20 protein-coding genes and 2 pseudogenes are annotated in these 17,355 nt (G+C 74.1%); 9 read left to right on the forward strand and 13 right to left on the reverse strand.

The genetic code is table 11. The features are described 5' to 3' along the window. Together AC07FY_RS27715 and AC07FY_RS27720 are read left to right on the forward strand one after the other, a co-directional pair. Positions 1-534 (forward strand): annotated as a pseudogene (locus tag AC07FY_RS27715) (hypothetical protein); the annotation flags it as partial. A 52-nt stretch (positions 535-586) separates the two neighbouring features. Then, on the forward strand, positions 587-1,186 hold the full coding sequence (locus AC07FY_RS27720) for a hemerythrin domain-containing protein (protein ID WP_479011375.1): 600 nt from the start codon (positions 587-589) through the stop codon (positions 1,184-1,186). Between the two features lie 96 nt (positions 1,187-1,282). On the opposite strand, the gene AC07FY_RS27725 is transcribed toward AC07FY_RS27720, so the two are convergent. Continuing rightward, positions 1,283-1,741 carry an SRPBCC family protein gene (locus AC07FY_RS27725; RefSeq protein WP_479011377.1) on the reverse strand — a complete coding sequence of 153 codons (459 nt, stop codon included), beginning with the start codon at positions 1,739-1,741 and terminating at the stop codon, positions 1,283-1,285. Beyond that, entirely contained in the window at positions 1,720-2,673 is a 954-nt protein-coding gene (locus tag AC07FY_RS27730; RefSeq protein ID WP_479011380.1) for an SDR family oxidoreductase, read from the reverse strand. The genes AC07FY_RS27725 and AC07FY_RS27730 overlap by 22 nt, the downstream gene beginning before the upstream one ends. A gap of 158 nt (positions 2,674-2,831) precedes the next feature. On the opposite strand from AC07FY_RS27730, the gene AC07FY_RS27735 reads away from it, so the two are divergent. From AC07FY_RS27735 to AC07FY_RS27745, 3 genes are all read left to right on the forward strand, one after another. Next, a complete protein-coding gene (locus AC07FY_RS27735) occupies positions 2,832-3,305 on the forward strand; it encodes a DUF1360 domain-containing protein (protein WP_479011382.1) in 474 nt (157 codons plus the stop codon). Between the two features lie 101 nt (positions 3,306-3,406). Next, entirely contained in the window at positions 3,407-3,886 is a 480-nt protein-coding gene (locus tag AC07FY_RS27740; protein WP_479011385.1) for a hypothetical protein, read from the forward strand. Between the two features lie 270 nt (positions 3,887-4,156). After that, complete coding sequence (locus tag AC07FY_RS27745) at positions 4,157-4,555, forward strand: ATP-binding protein (protein ID WP_479011388.1); 399 nt, start codon at positions 4,157-4,159, stop codon at positions 4,553-4,555. A 36-nt stretch (positions 4,556-4,591) separates the two neighbouring features. Here AC07FY_RS27745 and AC07FY_RS27750 read toward each other — a convergent pair whose 3' ends face one another. Beyond that, positions 4,592-4,912, reverse strand: coding sequence for an STAS domain-containing protein (locus tag AC07FY_RS27750; protein ID WP_479011391.1), 321 nt, complete (start codon positions 4,910-4,912; stop codon positions 4,592-4,594). Positions 4,913-5,242: 330 nt separating this feature from the next. Between AC07FY_RS27750 and AC07FY_RS27755 the strand changes: the two genes are divergently transcribed. After that, entirely contained in the window at positions 5,243-5,656 is a 414-nt protein-coding gene (locus AC07FY_RS27755) for an STAS domain-containing protein (protein ID WP_479011393.1), read from the forward strand. Between the two features lie 74 nt (positions 5,657-5,730). On the opposite strand, the gene AC07FY_RS27760 is transcribed toward AC07FY_RS27755, so the two are convergent. The 3 genes from AC07FY_RS27760 to AC07FY_RS27770 all read right to left on the reverse strand — a co-directional run bounded on the left by AC07FY_RS27760 (position 5,731) and on the right by AC07FY_RS27770 (position 8,150). Next, positions 5,731-6,546: a S1 family peptidase gene (locus AC07FY_RS27760; protein ID WP_479011396.1), complete on the reverse strand. Its 816-nt coding sequence runs from the start codon at positions 6,544-6,546 to the stop codon at positions 5,731-5,733. Positions 6,547-6,684: 138 nt separating this feature from the next. Beyond that, the gene (locus tag AC07FY_RS27765) at positions 6,685-7,242 is read right to left on the reverse strand and encodes a ubiquitin-conjugating enzyme E2 (protein WP_479011399.1); all 558 of its coding nucleotides are present in this window, start codon (positions 7,240-7,242) and stop codon (positions 6,685-6,687) included. A 74-nt stretch (positions 7,243-7,316) separates the two neighbouring features. Next, complete coding sequence (locus tag AC07FY_RS27770) at positions 7,317-8,150, reverse strand: sulfite exporter TauE/SafE family protein (RefSeq protein ID WP_479011402.1); 834 nt, start codon at positions 8,148-8,150, stop codon at positions 7,317-7,319. A gap of 395 nt (positions 8,151-8,545) precedes the next feature. Here AC07FY_RS27770 and AC07FY_RS27775 point away from each other — a divergent pair, with 395 nt between their 5' ends. Continuing rightward, positions 8,546-8,947 carry an ATP-binding protein gene (locus tag AC07FY_RS27775; RefSeq protein ID WP_479011405.1) on the forward strand — a complete coding sequence of 134 codons (402 nt, stop codon included), beginning with the start codon at positions 8,546-8,548 and terminating at the stop codon, positions 8,945-8,947. A gap of 56 nt (positions 8,948-9,003) precedes the next feature. Here the strand turns inward: AC07FY_RS27775 and AC07FY_RS27780 are convergent, their stop codons facing one another. The 3 genes from AC07FY_RS27780 to AC07FY_RS27790 form a co-directional block, all read right to left on the reverse strand. Further along, positions 9,004-9,444, reverse strand: a complete 441-nt coding sequence (locus tag AC07FY_RS27780) for a pyridoxamine 5'-phosphate oxidase family protein (RefSeq protein WP_479011408.1) — start codon at positions 9,442-9,444, stop codon at positions 9,004-9,006. Positions 9,445-9,507: 63 nt separating this feature from the next. Next, positions 9,508-9,687: a hypothetical protein gene (locus AC07FY_RS27785; protein ID WP_479011411.1), complete on the reverse strand. Its 180-nt coding sequence runs from the start codon at positions 9,685-9,687 to the stop codon at positions 9,508-9,510. Further along, the gene (locus AC07FY_RS27790; RefSeq protein ID WP_479011414.1) at positions 9,660-9,800 is read right to left on the reverse strand and encodes a hypothetical protein; all 141 of its coding nucleotides are present in this window, start codon (positions 9,798-9,800) and stop codon (positions 9,660-9,662) included. The genes AC07FY_RS27785 and AC07FY_RS27790 overlap by 28 nt, the downstream gene beginning before the upstream one ends. 103 nt (positions 9,801-9,903) lie before the next feature. Here AC07FY_RS27790 and AC07FY_RS27795 point away from each other — a divergent pair, with 103 nt between their 5' ends. Continuing rightward, positions 9,904-10,485 (forward strand): TetR/AcrR family transcriptional regulator, encoded by a 582-nt coding sequence (locus AC07FY_RS27795; protein ID WP_479011417.1) that lies wholly within the window; start codon positions 9,904-9,906, stop codon positions 10,483-10,485. 44 nt (positions 10,486-10,529) lie between these two features. Here the strand turns inward: AC07FY_RS27795 and AC07FY_RS27800 are convergent, their stop codons facing one another. After that, the gene (locus AC07FY_RS27800; protein ID WP_479011420.1) at positions 10,530-11,351 is read right to left on the reverse strand and encodes a hypothetical protein; all 822 of its coding nucleotides are present in this window, start codon (positions 11,349-11,351) and stop codon (positions 10,530-10,532) included. A gap of 380 nt (positions 11,352-11,731) precedes the next feature. Here AC07FY_RS27800 and AC07FY_RS27805 point away from each other — a divergent pair. Further along, positions 11,732-11,779, forward strand: a pseudogene (locus AC07FY_RS27805) (hypothetical protein); the annotation flags it as partial. A 335-nt stretch (positions 11,780-12,114) separates the two neighbouring features. On the opposite strand, the gene AC07FY_RS27810 reads toward AC07FY_RS27805, so the two are convergent. The 3 genes from AC07FY_RS27810 to AC07FY_RS27820 all read right to left on the reverse strand — a co-directional run bounded on the left by AC07FY_RS27810 (position 12,115) and on the right by AC07FY_RS27820 (position 17,191). Continuing rightward, the gene (locus tag AC07FY_RS27810; protein ID WP_479011423.1) at positions 12,115-14,799 is read right to left on the reverse strand and encodes a DUF7824 domain-containing protein; all 2,685 of its coding nucleotides are present in this window, start codon (positions 14,797-14,799) and stop codon (positions 12,115-12,117) included. Beyond that, on the reverse strand, positions 14,796-16,280 hold the full coding sequence (locus tag AC07FY_RS27815; protein WP_479011425.1) for an SWIM zinc finger family protein: 1,485 nt from the start codon (positions 16,278-16,280) through the stop codon (positions 14,796-14,798). The genes AC07FY_RS27810 and AC07FY_RS27815 overlap by 4 nt, the downstream gene beginning before the upstream one ends. 80 nt (positions 16,281-16,360) lie before the next feature. Then, complete coding sequence (locus AC07FY_RS27820; RefSeq protein ID WP_479011428.1) at positions 16,361-17,191, reverse strand: SDR family oxidoreductase; 831 nt, start codon at positions 17,189-17,191, stop codon at positions 16,361-16,363. Positions 17,192-17,355: the final 164 nt, after the last annotated feature.

Genomic DNA, 17,355 nt, shown 5'->3' on the forward strand with positions numbered 1-17,355 from the left:
GCCCGCCAGCTCTACCAGGAGATCGGCCTCATCGAGGAGGAGCACGTCACGCACTACGAGTCCCTGGTGGACCCGGGCGAGACGTGGTGGGAGCAGCTGGTCACCCATGAGTACAACGAGTGCTACCTGTACCACTCCTTCATGGAGCAGGAGAGCCACCCCAAGGTCAAGGCGGTGTGGGAGCTGCACCTGAACATGGAGCTGGAGCACCTGCGGATCGCGTGCGACCTGATGCGCCGGCACGACGGGCGCGAGCCGGAGGAAATCCTGGCGCCGGAACTGCCGAACGTGGTCACCTTCGAGCCGAACAAGGCCTACCTGCGCGAGCTCCTGGCCACACAGATCGACCTCACGACGCTCGGTGCCGGCTACGTCCGCGAGGCTCACGAGCGCTTCGAGGAGATGCAGGCCCGCATCCACGACGGGGAGGCCCCGCCCAGCGACCGCGTCATCGAACAGCACCAGGAGATGTTCGGGCGGGACTACCGCGTGGAGACGGAGGGGCCGCACCCCGACCCCGCGCAGCGCGCGTGAACCGGCCGCAGGACCCACGGTGCCCTCGGCACCGCACTCGGAGGAGGACGCAATGAAGGACCAGGAGAAGCAGGTCGATGACCCGGCGGCCGGTGAGGACGTGGTGGCGCTCCTCGTGCGCCAGCACGGCCGGATCCACAGCCTCTTCGACGAGGTGCGGCTGAGCGAGGGCGACGCCCGCAAGGACGCCTTCGACCGGCTGGTCCGGTTCCTGGCCGTGCACGAGACGGCGGAGGAGGAGGTCGTCCACCCGCACGCCCGCAGCGTCTTCGAGGGCGGTGACGACGTCGTACAGGAACGGTTGGCGGAGGAGAACGCGGCCAAGGAGTTGCTGTCGAAGCTCGAGGACGTCGACACCGGCGACCCGAAGTTCATGCCGATGCTGCTCTCCCTACGTGACGCCGTGCTCGTGCATGCGCGTGCCGAGGAGCGCTACGAATTCGCCCAGCTGCGCCGCAACAGCTCCCGGCCGCGCCTCATGGCCATGGCCAAGGCGGTCACGGCCGCCGAGAAGATGGCGCCGACGCACCCGCATCCCGGAGTGGAGAGCGCGTCGGCCAACCTGATCGTCGGGCCGGTGGCCGCCCTGGTGGACCGGACGCGTGACGCGATCCGCGGTGTGATGGACAAGGACGGGGAGCAGGGCACCTGAGGACGGCACACGGGTGGCCAAGGCCACTCGGCGGGCCCGCCGACCGCCCCTCCCCCGATGGCCCTCGGGGAGGGGCGGTCGGCGCGGGCACTTCCGTCAGGCGGGTACGTGCTCGCCCGACCCCGCGGATTCCTCGACGACGTTCGCGAGCCGCCTGAGCATGCTGCGGTGGCGCAGTTGCAGGAGCGCGTCGAGCGCGGCGTTGTGCAGCGTGCCGCCGATGCCCCGCAGCGGGTGCTCGTCGACGATGACCAGGGACTCCTCGCCCCACGGGCGGACCTCGATGGCCACCCGGGCCGTCCCCACCGGTCCGCTGTCGACTTCCAGTTCCAGTTCGGCCGGGGCGTCCACCCGACGCACCACGGTGGTGCCGGACAGGGTCCAGGGACCCAGCTGGACGGTGTACTCCAGGGCGGAGCCCAGCTGGGGCCACACCCCGCGGGCCACGCGCGAGTCGCTGGTGCCCACCACCCAGTCGGCGTAGCGCGAGCCGTCGGCGAGCACGGCCCACACCTCGTGCGGCGCGGCATGGATCAGTTGGTGTCGTACGGCCATGGTTCCTCCATGGTGAGAAGGTGCCGGTCGGCGCCCGGGGATGCCGCGGCGCGGGCAGCCGCCCTGCCGCCGGGCCCGAGGAGGTCCGTGGGCGGAGGGGCGCTGTCGCGGGCCGCGAGGGCCTGCCGGAAGTAGTGCACGACGAGCGGGGGCAGAACCGCCCGTGCCGCCTGCACGCCCCGCAGCCACGGCGGTGCGTAGACGTGTGCGGAGCGCCGTTCGATGCCGCGGACCATGGCGCGGACGAACGGGGCGGTGTCGTGGGTGACGGAAGCCGGCCACGGCAGGCGGGCGCGCAGTGCCTGGAAGGCCGCCGTCCCGTCGGCTTCACGGATCAGGTCGGTGTCGGCCCAGCTGAGGTAGGCGATGCCGACGCCGACGCCCTCGTGGGCGACCTCGGCCCGCAGCGCGTGCGCGAAGGCTTCGGCTCCGGACTTGGAGGCGCAGTACGCCGTGAGCAGCGGCGCGGGTGCGAGGGCCGCCAGGGAGGCGACCTGGAGGTAGTAGCCGCGGGTGCGCAGCAGGTCGGGAAGGAAGCAGCGCGCCGTCAGCGCGCTGCCGACGAGGTTGATGTCGATCACACGGCGCCAGGCCACCGGGTCGGAGTCCAGCAGCCGGCCGCCGAGTGCCACCCCGGCGTTGGCGACGACGACGGACGGCCTGCCCAGGGTGGCCCGTACGGCAGCGGCGGCCACCGCGAGGGCCTCCGCGTCGGTCACGTCGACCGTCCAGTGGGCGGCCGGGCCGGGGAGGTCCGCCGCGAGCCGGCCGAGCCGTTCCCCTTCCAGTCCAAGCAGGGCGACGCGGGCCGAGCGCAGGGACAGGGCGCGCGCGAGGTCCTCGCCTATCCCGCGCGCGGCGCCGGTGACCACGGCGACCCGTCCGGCCAAGGGGCCTGGGCCGGTCGGGTACCGCTGCGAGCGGGTCCTCATGCCGGGCGTCTGCCCGACCCGCCCCCTCCTACACCCGACCGGGGGCGGCGGCGTGTGGTGCCACCGGCGGGGGGTAGGGGATGTTTCGGGCTGTGGTGGGCAACGCCCCCGAAGACGACGTGACGATGGCCCGAGCGGGCGGAACGAGGCGGTTTCTGATGCGAGCACTCCGAGGTCTGCGGGACCACGGCGGCCATGCGTGTGCCATGGCGGCGTGGGCCGGATACACGGCGGGCTGGGTCGTACTCGACCGGCGGATCGGCAGGCCCCGTCCCTCTTCCCCCGGTCCGTGGGACCTCCTGCTCACGGCTACGGCCGCGTTCCGCCTCAGCCGCCTCATCGGCAAGGGCACGGTGACGCGCCCGGTCCGCGCACCGTTCACGGAGGTCGAGGGTGCCGGAGCGCCGGCGGAGCTCAACGAGACCCCGCGCGAGGGGCGCGTCCGGGAGACGGTGGGCGAGTTGCTCAGCTGCCCGTTCTGCCTGAGCGTGTGGATCGTGACCACCTTCACGGGCGCGCGGGCGGTCTGGCCGGAGGCCACGCGTACGGTGACCACCGCCCTGGCCACCCTGGCCGTGTCGGACGCCCTGCAGTTCGGGTACACGGCGCTGACGGAGCGCGTGGACCACTGACCGGCTCGGACGCGGCGGCAGCGTGGCGCGGCGCGGCCTCCGGGTGCGGTCCAGTCCGCTCGGGGGGAGTCAGACTCCGTCCATTGGGCACACGGAACACCATGTCCGGAATCCACGCACGCCCCGCGACCACCCGGTTCTCCACAGCTCCCGACGGCGAAACCGCCCGTCACGGGGCGAAGCACGGGCGCAGGGGCGGGTTCGCCAGACGGCTGCGCCGCCGGATCCTCGCGTACCGGGCCATCGAATTCTGTTCCACCCGGGTGCCCGGTGCCACGGCAGGGCCCGAGGAGGACTGCCTGCTCCTGGTCCACGTCCGCAAGGTCGTGGGCGAGATCCACTACCGCACCTGCACGGCCTGCGGCGAGGGCGTGATCACCGGCGTCGCCATCGATGAGCTCCTCCTCTCCACGGGGCTCGGGACCCGCGCCCTGTCCCACCTCCGCTCCCGCCATCCCGGTCTCAGCTGGCGCAGCACGCTGACGCTGCGGACCACCCGGGACCTGCTGCGCCGGATGCGCGTTCCGGTCGGCGGAGACGCCGTGTGCGCCCATGTCGCCGTCCGGCAGGATCCGCGCTGAGCGACCGGGGACACGGGCGGGGGCGTGCGTGACAGGACCCGGCCGGTGTGACTACGGGCACCGGCCGGGTCCTGTATGCGGGACACCCGTCGTGCGGTGGCTCCTCCCGCACCGTCGCACGCGGACCGGTGGCCCGCAGCAGGTGTGGGGCGAGCGGGTGAACGGGAGCGTGAGGGCCGGGGCAGGGCCGAACCGGCGACGGCCCAGAAGCGTCAACACGCAGCGCACCGCCTGTCGCATGCCGGGAAGAAACGGGGGAAAACGGACCGTATGGAAGAGCTGACCGCAATGTCCCGGCTCCTGCCCACCCCGCCCGGCACGGGCCTCACCTGCGCCGAGGTGAGAGAAGCGGTCCGAGAGGCCCTCTCCAGCCTGAAGGCACCGCCCGGCTGGATCCAGGACGTCCTCACCGTGGCGACCGAGCTGGTCTCCAACGCCCGCCGCCATGCCGGTGGCGTCGCCGCCTTTCGCGTCGCCGCCCGCCCGCAGTCGGTCACGGTCGAGGTCTCCGACCGCTCCCGTCACCGGCCGCAGACCCGCCCGTGGGCGCCCGACCGGCCCGGGGGGTTCGGGTGGCGGCTGGTCAACACGGTCGCCGACGCCACCGACGTCCGCGTCCACCACAGCGGCAAGACGGTCACGGCGACCTTCGCCGCTCCCCCGTGCTGACGCTCCGACGGGCGGCCGCGCCCGTCGGAGTCTTGGTCAGCCCGCCTGCGTACTGTCGTCGCGCACCTCGAACAGGTCCAGCGCGCCCGTGAGTTCGAGCAGGCGGTGCAGCTGGTGCGGCACCGGTCCGGCCAGCGCCATGCGCCGGCTGTTGCGCAGGCGGATCATCACGTTGAGGAAGGCGGAGTCGGCGAACAGGACCCCGGCCACGTCGAGCACGAGGAGCTTTGCGCCGGACGCCTCCGAGTCGCAGGCGTCGACCAGCATCCCGACCGTGTCCTGATCGAACTCGCCCGAACAGACCACCACGCACACGCCGTCCGCCTCGGGCCGAACCCGCACCGCTGGCAACTCCACAGAACCACCCTCCCGAGCCTGCTCGACATCGGGCGCACACCAGATGCCACCTCGACCGTACGGCCCACCGACCCAAAACGACACCTCGCCCGGGCCCGACGCCCGTGTGAAGCCCGTGCGAAGGGGGTCCGGACCCGGCGATCCCGCCCGTAACCGGCCGGAAGCCGAGGTCAGGCTATCGCCATGCCGCGCGGAGGAGGGCGTCGGGCGCGCAGAGGCCGCAGCGGGCGTTCCCGCGGGACACCCGAAGGGGCTTTGTCGGGCGTCGGCGCCCTACCCGGCTCAGAGTCTGGAGGGGAGAATCGAAGTCCGGCTGTCGAGGAGGCTCTCGTGGAAGCTCATCCGCACCCCACCGGTCAGATCAGCATCGCGGTCTCCGACGGCCGCGCCGTCCTGCGGTTCAGCGGCGAGCTCACCGCGGGCACGGCGCTGCTGTTGGAAGAGAAGCTCAGCGACCCGCTGCTGCGGGAATCCGATGAGTGGATCATGGACATGACGGAACTGGTCCGTATGGACCTCACCTGCGCGTTCGCGCTGCGGCGGGCGTTGACCCGTCGGCCGAGCACCGTCTCGGTCCGGATCGTCAACGCACGGCGCGCCGTCGAGCGTACGTTGCGGCACGTCGGCGCTCATTCGACGCTCGCCGCTGTCACCCCCACCCGCTTGCCTCCGGCGGCCGCTTCCCGCGGGCCCTCACCGAGTGGGGACGCGGCCGGGCCCGGCGGGACCGGTCTCCCGGTGTAGCGGCCCGAGCGCAGCGGGATCTTGCCCAGCGGGCCGCGTCCGGACCTCGGGTACCGGACGCGGCCCGTCCGGAATCAGGCGTCGCGCTTGACGGTCTTCCGGATCCAGTCCGCATAGGCAGGAACACTGCTGTAGAGCCCCGGCCCGCCCGAGCACGCGACGCCGGGGGCGCCGGGACCGGAGGTGACTCCCACCAGCTCCCAGCGCCCGTGCCTGCCCTTCTGCACCTGCGGCCCGCCGGAGTCACCGAAGCAGGCCATGGCCCGGGATACGCGGCTGATGGTGCACAGCCGGGTGCGGTCGGCGTAGCCCGGGGCGCACTCGGCGACGGCACCCCTGCGGGTCTCCAGTTCCCGCAGCCGGTCCGCGAACCTGAACTCCGTGTCGGAGGTGGTGCCGAAGCCCAGGATCCTGGTCGGGGTGCCCGGTCGTCCCGCCTGCTTCGCGAGGGGGACGGGCAGTTCGGCCACGGGGCGGTCGAGGCGGACCAGCGCGACGTCGTCCTTGTTCGCGCCTCCCTCGTAGCCGTTCACATAGCCTGGGTGGACGACGATCCGGTCGATGGCCCGGACGGTACCGCCGGACTTGCGGTGGTCGCTGCCGACGCGGACGGTGCCGTCGAGCACGAGTCCCTCCCCCTCCACGCAGTGAGCCGCCGTCAGGACCCACTGCGGGTCGATCAGCGAGGCCCCGCAGGTCCCGTCGAGCACCCCCTGCGTCGGGGCGGACTCCGGGATCGACGCCATGAACGGGTAACGCTCGCTGGCACCTTCCCCGTTGACAATCGCCCCGGCGCTGCCGGCCATCAGGGTGCCGCACACCGCGGCCGTGAGAGCACCGACGGCGGCGACACGCGCCGCGCGGCCGCGGACCGACTTCACGCTGAACATAGAACGTTCCCTTTGCTCGACATTGCGGAACGTCCAGCCTGCGTGTTCAAGATCCATCGGACCATCGGGGCAGCAGGCCGAAGCCCGGGCGGGGTAGCGGCCGGTGGCCGGGTGGGGACAACCCCACCCTCGGCAGCGTCAGCCGGGCCGGGTGACCGACATGCGGGCCTGCTCGCGGTAGGCGGCGGGATCGAGGACGTACAGCTCCGCCGCTTCGGGGCGCAGCGGATCCCGCACGTTCGGCTCGTCGAGCAGGGTGAGCAGGGACCGCAGGAGCGTGTCGATCATCAGTGCCGGGTTCCAGCCTCCGACCAGGACCTCGGCGGCGACCTGCCCGCTGGTGTCGATGTTCGGGTGGAAGACGGGCGAGGTGAAGGTCAGCCGGGGTGGGCTGGCGGGGTAGGTGGCGGGGACGGCGACCCGCAAGGCGAGGTGCCCGCCGTGGTAGGCCGAGGTGTTCGGCGGCAGCAGCGTCACCTCCCAGTGGTACGGGTCTGCCTCGTCGGGCAGGGTGAGGGTGTACCCGGGGGTGTGCCAGGGCTGGGTGCCCGTCGTGCGCAGCAGGTCGAGCTCTTCGGCCAGCCTCTTCTCCGTCTCGCTGACACCGCCCATGGCCGGCTTCTCCTTCTGGGGGTCGTGGCTGGACCGCTCTCCTGCCCAGCAGTGCGCGCAGAAGCCCCGTCCGCTCGTTCCCACGCGGTTGCCCCCGTCCCCCGGGGACAAACCGGGGGACGGGAGGTCGGCGGGGATGCGGGGCGGGGCGGGGCGGGTCAGGCACGCCCGGCCGGGCCGGCGTGACGGGCGACCTTCACGGCCGAGACGAGCAGGATCAGTGCGAGCAGGGGGATCAGGACCACGTCCGGGACGGCTCCCAGCAGGAGCCCGCCGAGCAGGGCCCCCGTGACCGAGCCGGCCGCCAGGACCAGGGTGAAGCGGCCGTTTTCCCGTAGGACCGTGAAGCTGCCGTCACGGCTGTAGCGGGCGAAGGCCACCAGCATGGTCGGCAGGGACACCAGCAGGGACAGGCTTCCGGCGGTCTTGATGTCCACGCCGTAGAGCAGCACGATCGCGGGAATCAGGAGTTCGCCTCCGGCGACGCCCATGATCGCGGCGACCACGCCGATCCCGAAGCCGGCCACGACCCCGGCGGCCGCCCGCACCGGAGTGGACAGCTCCAGGGTGCCCGGCGTGGCGGTGTGGGACAGGACCAGGGCAGCCGCCATGCCGGCCATCAAGACGGCCAGGACCCGATAGAGGGTGGCCGTGCGCATCCGTACCACCCAGGACGCCCCCACCCACGCTCCGAGCAGGCTGCCGGCGAGCAGGTTCACCGCGACCGTCCCGTGCGCGCCGAGGTCGGAGACGGGCACGGCGGCCAGCCGGGCCGGCAGCGCGGTCATCACGACGACCAGACTCATCGCCTTGTTCAGGATCACCGCGGACAGGGCCGCGAACCCGAAGACGCCGATCAGCAGCGGCAGGCGGAACTCCGCCCCGCCGAGGCCGATCATGCCGCCGAGCACTCCGACCGCGGTGCCGCAGGCGAACGTCAGGGGCAGCGGGCGCCGGGTCCGGCAGGACGGCACGTCGGGCCTGGTGATCACGGACAGCACCCCTCCGGGCCGGCGCACCCACCGCGCGGGCCATCGAGGGCAAGGATGCCGCACGGCGTCGTGCGCCGAGACCGCGGCCCTGGGGTCCGAGATCTCGGGTGCGCAGCGTGTGCGAGGGGCTGGTGGCGCAGGCCGTGCGCTGGGCGGCGGCGCAGCGTCCGTGGTGCGCGAACCCCCGGGCGGCGATCACCTGCACGGCACGCGTGGCCGGGTCGGCGGCCTTGGGTTCGGCGTGGGCGCCGGTGAGGGCGGGACGGCCCCGGCCCCCACCCTTGCGGCTACGCCCACTCTGCCCCATCCGGCCGGATATGACGGCCGGGCCGGCGCACGGCGCAAAACGGGCAGCCGGTGCGCTTGGCCCGGGAGCGGCCGGGTAGACGGCTGGCATGGACCGGACCGCCTTGCGTCGCTTCCCGCCCGCCTCCTCGGGGGCGGGTGTCAGTTGCTCCCAGGCCCGCCAGGCCACCCGCCACCTCCTGGCCGAGATGGATGTACACCCCGAGCGGGCTGCGGATGCCCTGACGGTGGTCACCGAGCTGGTGTCCAACGCCCACCGGCATGCCGACGGGGTGACCGCCTTCCGGGTGAGCCCGCGCCCGGGGGCCGTCGTGGTGGAGGTCTCGGACGCCTCCGGGCGCCTGCCGCAGGAGCGGCCCTGGTCCCCCACGCGGCCGGGCGGCTTCGGATGGCTGCTGGTCAGCCGGCTCTCCGATTCCACCGACGTCCGCTTCCACCGGGGCGGCAAGACCGTCATGGCCAAGCTCAACACCGGCCACCGCACGCGCTGACGCAGCGCGGTTCGCCGCCTCGCTCGCGGCGGGGCAGTGGCGTCGGTCCCGGGGCGTCAGTCCTGGGCGGGCATGTCCAGCGCGGTCCCGTACAGGCGGGAGACCTGGATCCGGATCACCACGCGCCGGTCGGGCAGCGGCTTCTCGCCGGGGGCGGCGTCGTCGGCGGGGTCCACGATCTCCGCCTCGCCCTCCGCTACGGCGAACGACCATACGTCCGGCCCGCTGACGTGCAGTGAGGTCCGCGGATTGGCGCGCAACTGGCGGACCTTGAGGCGGTCGGCGGTGGAGGAGACGCGCAGGACGCGTTCTTCGGCGTCCCATGCGTAGAGGACGGTCGACAGGTGCGGGTGACCGGTGCTCCTGACGCTCGCGAGGACCCCGAACTGCTGCTGCCGCAGCAGCTGCGAGGCCTCTTCCCCTGTGAGCACCCGCGGCGCCGGGCCCTCGTTCTCCGTGGTCGCGCCGGCCGTTTCGGTGGCGGTGTTCTCGGTCATGGCGGATCTGCCTTTCGATGGTGACGGCGGGTGGCGGAGCGCGGGGGCGGCGGGCCGCGGGAATCAGCAGTCGGCGTAGTGGGCCGCGTACTCCTCGCTGGGCGGGACCACGGCGATGACGTCGATCAACACCCCGTCCGGCGCGGCGACGATGAAGTGGCGTTGGCCGAACTCCTCGGTCCGCAGGGGCAGTACCGCGAGCAGACCGGCTCGGGTCACGAGCCGGTGGTACTCGTGATCCACGTCATCCACCTCGAAACCGAGATGGCGGGTGTAGAAGTCACGGAGGCCGCCACGTCCCGGGTGGCGAGCACGGGGTGGAAACCGCGGAGCGCGGTCTGGGGTGCGGTCGTCATGGCAGGGGTCCTCCCGGGACATCGCACATTTCACATACCCGGAGTATGTAAACCATGGCGTTAGCATACCCTCGGTACGCGAAAAGGAAAGGGCGGATTCACGATGGTGGTCAACCGGGCGGAGCAGCGGGCGGCCACGCGGCGAGCACTGCTGGCCGAAGGGCGGCTGCGGTTCGCCGCCTGCGGCTACCACCACGTGGTCCTGGCCGAGGTGGCGCGCGCCGCCGGGGTCACCAAGGGGGCCGCCTACCACCATTTCGACAGCAAACCGGGGCTCTTCCGGGCCGTCGTCTCCGAGGTCCAGCGGGAACTGGGCGAGCGGGTCGCGGCCGCAGCCGAGCGGTACGAAGACCTCTGGGAGCAGCTCCGGGCCGGCTGCCGGACCTTCCTGGCGGCGGGCACCGACCCGGCGGTCCGGCAGATCCTCCTGGTCGACGCGCCGACCGTGCTGGGCTGGGACGAATGGCGGGCCCTGGACGAGGAGTCCTCCGCGCGGCACCTCGCCGAAGTCCTGGGGGCGCTCGTCGCGGCGGGGGTCATCGCCGATCAGCCGGTGGAGCCCCTGGCCCGGCTGCTCTCCGGCGCGATGAACGAGGGAGCGCTCTGGGTCGCGCGGGGCGGGGACCCGCACGCCGCGGAGCAGGCACTCGACCGCCTCCTGGCCGGGCTGCGCACGCAAACGTGATCGCTGAGCGCGCCGGGTCGACTCGGCAGCGCCCCCGGGAGCGGTTACGGCAGCGCTCCACCCAGGATCGTGGTGGCGGCCAGCCAGACCACGAGCGCGATGCCGCTCGCGCCGGCGAGGAGGAAGCAGGACCCCAGGGTGATGTCCATGAGCCGCGTGGACGGGTCCCGGAGGACGAGCACGTCCGCGGGATCGTGCGCAAGGTAGCCGACCCGGACGGACGCCGCGGTGCCCGGGTGGGAGAAGACATGCGTGGCGCCGGCGCCGTCGGTGTACTGATACGCCCCCGGCCCGTGCGCCCGCACGGCCGGTACGGTCACCCCGCGCCGGCGCCGGCGACCCTCCTGGAGCCACGGCCATGCGCACACCGCGCCGAACCCCGAGGCCGCCACCGCCAGGACACCCAAGGAGGCGATGGCGCCGGAAACGCCCGTCACATCGGTCCCCTCCCCCGCGACGGCTGTCGTCACGGACAGGGCCAGGACCCCGCCCAGGCACCCCAGCAACACCCACCCGAGCCTGCGCCGGAACGTCTGGAGCCAGGTCTTGGTGAGGGCGGGCACGACGACGAGGGCGCCGCCGTCGACCTCTTCGACCGCACGGGCCAGCAGTGCGTTCACGGCGTCGGCGAAGGCACCGGCCGCGGCCGGGCTCACCGCCTCGACCCCGTGGACCGACGGCGCCGCCCCGGCAGGGGCCCTCAACTCGACGGTGACGCTCCGCCCTTTGGCGCGGACACGGGCGATCGCTCTCGCGGGGATGGTCAGCTTCCGGCCGGGGCGTTCCAGGACCAGCGCGTCCCGCTCCCAACTCAGTGCAGCGGCGCCGCTTCCCTGCAGGACGGGCGGGACAGACGTAGTCGACATGAGCCCGATCGTAGGAGGAAAGCGCCGGAATACCGAGGGCGGTGTGTCGTTGATCAGGTTGCCCGTCAGCCGCGACGGGCGTCACCGAACGGGGAATCCGTGTCGTATCCGCAGTATCCGGAGCAGGTGTACCACCGCGATGAAGGCGAGTTCAGCGCGGTCTTGCGGTCCGCCGGGACGCCGCCCGACCTGGGCGCGGCCGGCGGCGACGCGATCCACTACCTGGCCACCAAAGCTTCCGCGCAAGGGGGGTTCGGCCTCTGCCGGGTGGAGACGAGCCCGCACGCGGGCGGCCCCGGAACGCACTTCCACGAGACCGTCTCGGAGTCCTTCCACGTCCTGGACGGCACGGTCCGCGGCTGTTCGACGGGACGGACTGGGTGGACGCGGAGAAGGGCGACTTCCTCTACGTACCGCAGGGCGGCCTGCACACCTTCCGCAACGACTCCGACGCTCCGGCCGAGATACTGATGATCTTCGCGCGGGGCGCTCCGCGCGAAGAGTACGTCGAGGGACTCGCGGCCCTCGCGGACGCCTCGGACGAGGAGCGGAACTCCGGCAGCGGATCCGGCGCCGCTCCCACCGCCGACGGCTCGAGCGACCCCCCGCACGACGAAGAGGGCTCGACGCCGTACCGCAGCCGTGATCCAACCCCAGGCGGGGCCCACACCGACTCGGGCCAGTGCGGTCGAACGGCCGGCGTCATGGCCGGCGGGGGGACCGGGAACCGTTCCCGCCGGCCCGCCCCCGGCTCCGCGGCGGGTCAGGTGTTCGCCGGTTGCCGGTTGCGGTGGAGGGCCTCGGCCAGGCGGGTGGCCTGGGTGACCAGGCGGGAACGACCGCCGCGGGACGCCATGGCGGTGAGCCCGGCCGGGGGTGGCGTGGTGGCCCCGGAGCGTTCCACGCAGTCGGCGGCCGTCTCGAGGAGGTCGCCGGTGCCGCGCGCGTCGGCGGTGCCGGTGAGGAGCGCGGGCAGGGCGGCTGCCAGGACGGACCAGGTCGTCGCACAGGCGCCGGTCGCTGCGGCGGTGCGCAGGGAGTCGGCGAGCCGGTTGGGCTTGATCGTGCCCAGGGTCAGCAGCTCCCCCAGGTCGGCCCCGAGGCGTACGGCGTCCAGTTCGCGGCGGGCGGCGAGGGCCAGCAGCGCGTCGACGGCCGCCAGCCGGTCCTCGGCGTGCCGGGCGCCGAGGCCGGTGGCGACGGCGAGGTGCAGCGCCGGGCCCGCCGGGCCTCCGGCGGCGGCGAGCAGGGGCAGGACGGCGGTCCCGCGCCGGGCTTCGTGGAGGGCGCAGGAGGTGATGGCCGGGAGCGACCACGCGGCCAGGGTCTCCCGGTCCTCTGGGAGCGTCGCGACCATGGCGGCCTCGCTCGTGCCGTCCCAGCAGCGGCCGGTCGCCGTGCGGGCCTGCCCCAGTTCCCGGAACGGCTGGGGGAACCGGTGCAGGACGGCGGCGCGTTCCGCGGTGTCCAGGGTGAGGTGTTCCGGCCAGACCTCGTAGTGCCTCGCCGTGGCCGGTGCCGCGCGCCGGATGACGGCGGCGGGCCGGCCCTCCTCGCCGAGCCATGCCGCGAGCCGGTCCCCCTCGGGGGTCCCGAGGGCAGCCGCCCCGGGCAGGGCGGCGGGGTCGCGGCGGGTCCTCAGCAGGGCCTGCGCGAAGTCCGCCGGGCCGGGGGTCGCACCGAGACGGGCGTAGGCGGCGAGGCGCTCGGTCAGGACGCGCGGGTCCAGGGAGCCGCTCGCGTGGGTGGGGAGGGCGAGCAGGAAGGGCAGCGGCCGGCCGTCCAGGAGGTACTGCGCCGCCTCGGCCACGCGGGCGTGGGCGGCGACGTGGAATGCGGGGTGGTGGCAGTCGCTGCGCCAGGACGCGAGGGCCGCCCCGGCCCGGTCGCGCCCCGGGCGGGCGTCCAGGACGGCGGCGGCGACGTGCTCGAGGCCGGGCAGGTCGCTGGTGTAGTGGCGGGACTGCTCGGGATCGAGCCACCAGCGGCCGGCCAGCGCGGGACGCAGCGCGGCAGCGAGGGCCGACCGGTCCCGGTGGGCGTGCCGGACAAGGCCGTCCAGGGCCCGCTCGTACTCCTCGACGCTCGCGGTACGCGTGTTGATGACCGCCGCGACGAGTTCCACGGTCTCCTCGACGCTCTGCGGGGCGGGTGCGAGCGGAACCTGCTCCGGGGGCGGCGGCAGGATCTCCCGGTAGGGGGCGTCGTCGGTGCCGGGGGCGGCCTCGGGGCCGAGGCACTCCACGGCCCGCGCCCGGTGCGTCGGGCGCAACAGGTGGGCGTGTTCGGCGAGTCCGGCGCGCACGTCGGGATCGGCCACCGGATGCGCGGCGACGAGCTTCAGGGCCCGCTCCTGGATGTCGGTGTCGGGGTGCCCGAAGGCCTCGCCGAGAACGGGCAGCAGCTCGGGCGCGGCAGCCGGTTCACGGACCAGTTCCCGCCCGAGCAGCACCAGTTGGGCCCGGACCAGCTTCTTCTCGGGACGGCCGAGGACGGACAGGGACATCTCGGCGAGCAGGCGGGGAGGGAGACCGCCGGCCGCGGCCAGCCGGGCCAGGGCCTGCTGGGCGTGCCCGGCGACGGCGGACGGGGCGTCCGCGGCCAGCGCGATCCAGTCGGCGGCCCGCTCCCGCTCCTCCCGCGCGGTCGGCTGCAGGGCTTGCAGGATCGCGAGGTAGGGCTTGAGGTGCGGGGCCGTACCGCCGCGCAGCAGACGGGCCGTGCAGCCGTCGAGGACGACGGCGCGGTTGACCAGGCCCTCCTCCGTGATGGCGGCGAGAGCAGTGGGCCAGTGGTAAGGGCCCGGTTCGCCGAGCCGGTTCAGCGAGGCGACCGGTTCGGCGGTCTCGAAGAGGCACGGGACGAGCTCGGCGGTGTACGGATCGCCGCGCAGGGCGCTGACCAGCGGGGTGCGGGAGGCCGGCAGGGAGGAGGCCCAGCCCTCGACGCAGCCGTCGGTGGTGGGCATCGCGCATCCGGCGAGGCCGACGAGGGCGCGGATCAGCGGGTAGTCCTGTTCGGCGGTGGCGGCCCGGGCGGCGAGCCGGTGGGCGAGGTCGCCGAGCCACCGCGGCTCCCGGTCGGACAGGACGTCGAGCAGGGCGCCGGTGGGGAGCGCCTGCCAGCGGCGCAGGTCCCGCGCGGCGATCCAGGAGGCCGCGGCCGCCGCACCGCTGGTGCATCCCGCTCCGGCGACGGCGAGGGCCGGATTCACCAGGTCCCGTTCGCGCCAGTTCTCCCAGCCCTGGGCACGCAGGTCGGCCCGCAGCGCCTTCAGCTCGGCGAGCAGGTCCCGGCGCCCTGCCCGGTCCAGGGGTTTCAGCAGTCCCGGAAGGTCGCCGGTGCGGCCGGCCCGGACGGCGGCCAGGACCTCCTGCCGCGTGACCTCCCGCTGCGGGGCGGAGGTGGGGGTGGTGGGGGTGGTGGGCTTCTGGGCGATGGCGTTCATCGTGCTACTCCGGCGGGGATGGTCGTGGGCTGCGTGGCGGTGCGCGTGGTGCCGGGGGCGTCAGGGGCGTGCCGGGGATCGGGGCTGCCGGGCACGCGGGCGTCGGCCCGCGCCGCTGCCCGTCGGGCCATGCGGGTGGCCAGCGTGTGCTTGCAGGGGCCCCGGCGGCCCCGGTAATCGGCCCACCACTGGCAGGTGCAGCTGAGGGCGCCGCCGGTGCCGCGGACCTGGTAGCGCCGCTCCCCCGAGGCCACGACGGCGGTGCCGGCTGCCAGGTCCAGCGTGACCGCGCCCACCGCCAGCAGGGCGCGGGCGGCGACCAGGCGGGGGTTGTGGCGTTCCGCGCGGCGGGCGTCGTAGGGCAGTTCGCGGTGGAAGTGGGCGGCTTCCGCGAGGTCGTAGCCGACGCGGCCGGCCGTGCCGAGGTGCGTCAGGGCGGCCCGTACCCGCTCTGCCGGCAGACCGGACTGCTCCGCGAGGTCGGCCGGGTCGATGCGCGGCTCCCAGGCCAGCAGCACGGAGATCAGGTCGGCGTCGTCCGCCGCCGTGTCGGTGGCGAGGGCCTCCAGGACGCCGCCCTCGCCGGAGAAGCCGCGGTCGGGCTCCGGGGAGAGGGTGAGCGTGAGGCGCATGCCGGGCAGGCCGATCTCCCATGCGGAGGCGGTGGGCCCGGCGCCGTCGGCGGGGGGGCCGTACACGCGCAGGCCCGTCGCGTGGCGCAGGACCCGCTGGAGGGCGGCGAGCCGGTCCGGTCCGGGAAGGCAGACCGCGCCGGGCACGGGTCGGGTGGTGGGGCGCAGCGCTCGGCCCGCGGGCACCACCCACAGCGAGGTGCTCCTGGCGCCGCCGCCCGAGGAGGTGCGCGGGAGCGAGCGCAGGAAGCGTACGGCTTCGGCGCGGTCGAGTTCGGCCCGCAGGTCGAAGCCGGTGGTGATGGCCTGGGACTCGGCGAACCCGCGGAGCCAGCGGTCGGGCAGCGGCACCTTCTTCTCGACGAGCGGACCGTCGAGGGTGGTGACGGTCAGCTCGTCCGGTCCGACGCGCAGGTGCAGCGGATCGTCGCCGCTCAGCCGGGACAGGGCTTCGCGCAGTGGGTTGTTGACGTCGACGTTGGTGGTGCCGTGGCCGGTGTCGGCGCCGCCGAGTCCCTCGGGGAGCACGTCGAGCCGGGCGTACACCCCACAGCATCCGGAGAAGGACTCGAACCGCAGGCGGTCGCCGTTGCCCGTGACGACCGGGTCGAGGGAGGCCCCCGGCGTTCGCCGGTGGTACCGGGCGGCGGCCACGTCGGCGACGGCGAGCAGCGCGCGGGCGGCGGCCTGGGGGCTGCTCAGGAATCCGGCGAAGAACTGCGGGTGGGCCTCGGTCCCCGCCGGCGTCAGGCCGTTCGCGGTCTCCAGGCCGAGGGCCCGGCCCGCGCCGGCCACGGTGGTCAGCGAGGAGGAGCCCGCGTAGGCGAAGGTGTGTGCGATGCGCGTCATGTCCTGGACGTTAGGCGGGGCCACTGACAACGCGCCCCGCCCCGCGGGCCCGGCGGGTCCGTGCGGCGGCTGATTTCTCGTCAGGTGCGCGGCCCCTGCGCGACGTTCCGGGCGTCGGCGAACTCCGCGAGGTAGGCCCGCTCGGCCTCGTCGAGGTATCCGTACGCGTCGTTTCCGATCGGGATCCGCAGCGGCGTGGCGGTGTCGGAGGCGACGATGTCCAGGACCCGCGCCGCGAAGTCCTCGGGGCGGCCGGTCTCGGGGTTCTCCGCGAGACCGCGGGCGCCTTCGAGCATCTCCCGGTTGGTGGCGTCGTAGGCGGGGATCCGCCGGCCGGCCTCGGCCATGGAGGTGCCGTAGCGGGTGGCGAACATGCCGGGTTGGAGGACGGTGACGCGGATGCCGTGCGGTGCGGCCTCGACGGCGAGTGCCTGGCTCATGCCCTCCAGGGCGTGCTTCCCGGCGCCGTAGGCGGCCAGCCCCGGGAAGGCCATGCGGCCGACGACGGACGAGACGTTGACGATGTGGCCGTGCCCCTGCGCCCTCATCAGCGGCAGCACCATGCGGATCAGCCGCCACGGCCCCACCACCAAGGTCTCCAGCTGGTCGCGCAGTTCGGTGTCGGACACCTCCTCGACGGCGCCGAACAGTCCGGCGCCGGCGTTGTTGACGAGTACGTCGATGCCCCCGAGGCGGTCGGCGGCGGTGCGTACGGCCTCAGCGCAGGAGTCGGCGTCCCGCAGTTCCAGCGGGACCGGGATGATGCGGCCGGGCCAGGCCGCGGCGAGTTCCTCCAGGTCGGCGGTCTTGCGTGCGGTGACGGCCAGTTCGTCCCCGGCCCGGGCCGCGGCGGCGGCCAGGGCCTGTCCGAGGCCGGAGGAACATCCCGTGACCAGCCAGCGACGTGCCATCGTGCCCCCGGTGCGTCTGTGGTGCGCGGTCCCGCCGAACAGCGGGAGTTCATGGTCCGCGGGACCCGGCCTGTCGGCCATCCCCCGCGCGGGGGCGCGCGGAGGCGGGCCAGGGCGCACACCGAGGCGCGCGCTCTGGCCCGTGCCGCCGTGCCCGCCGCCCG

It is taken from the genome of Streptomyces sp. NPDC045967, from assembly GCF_056430495.1.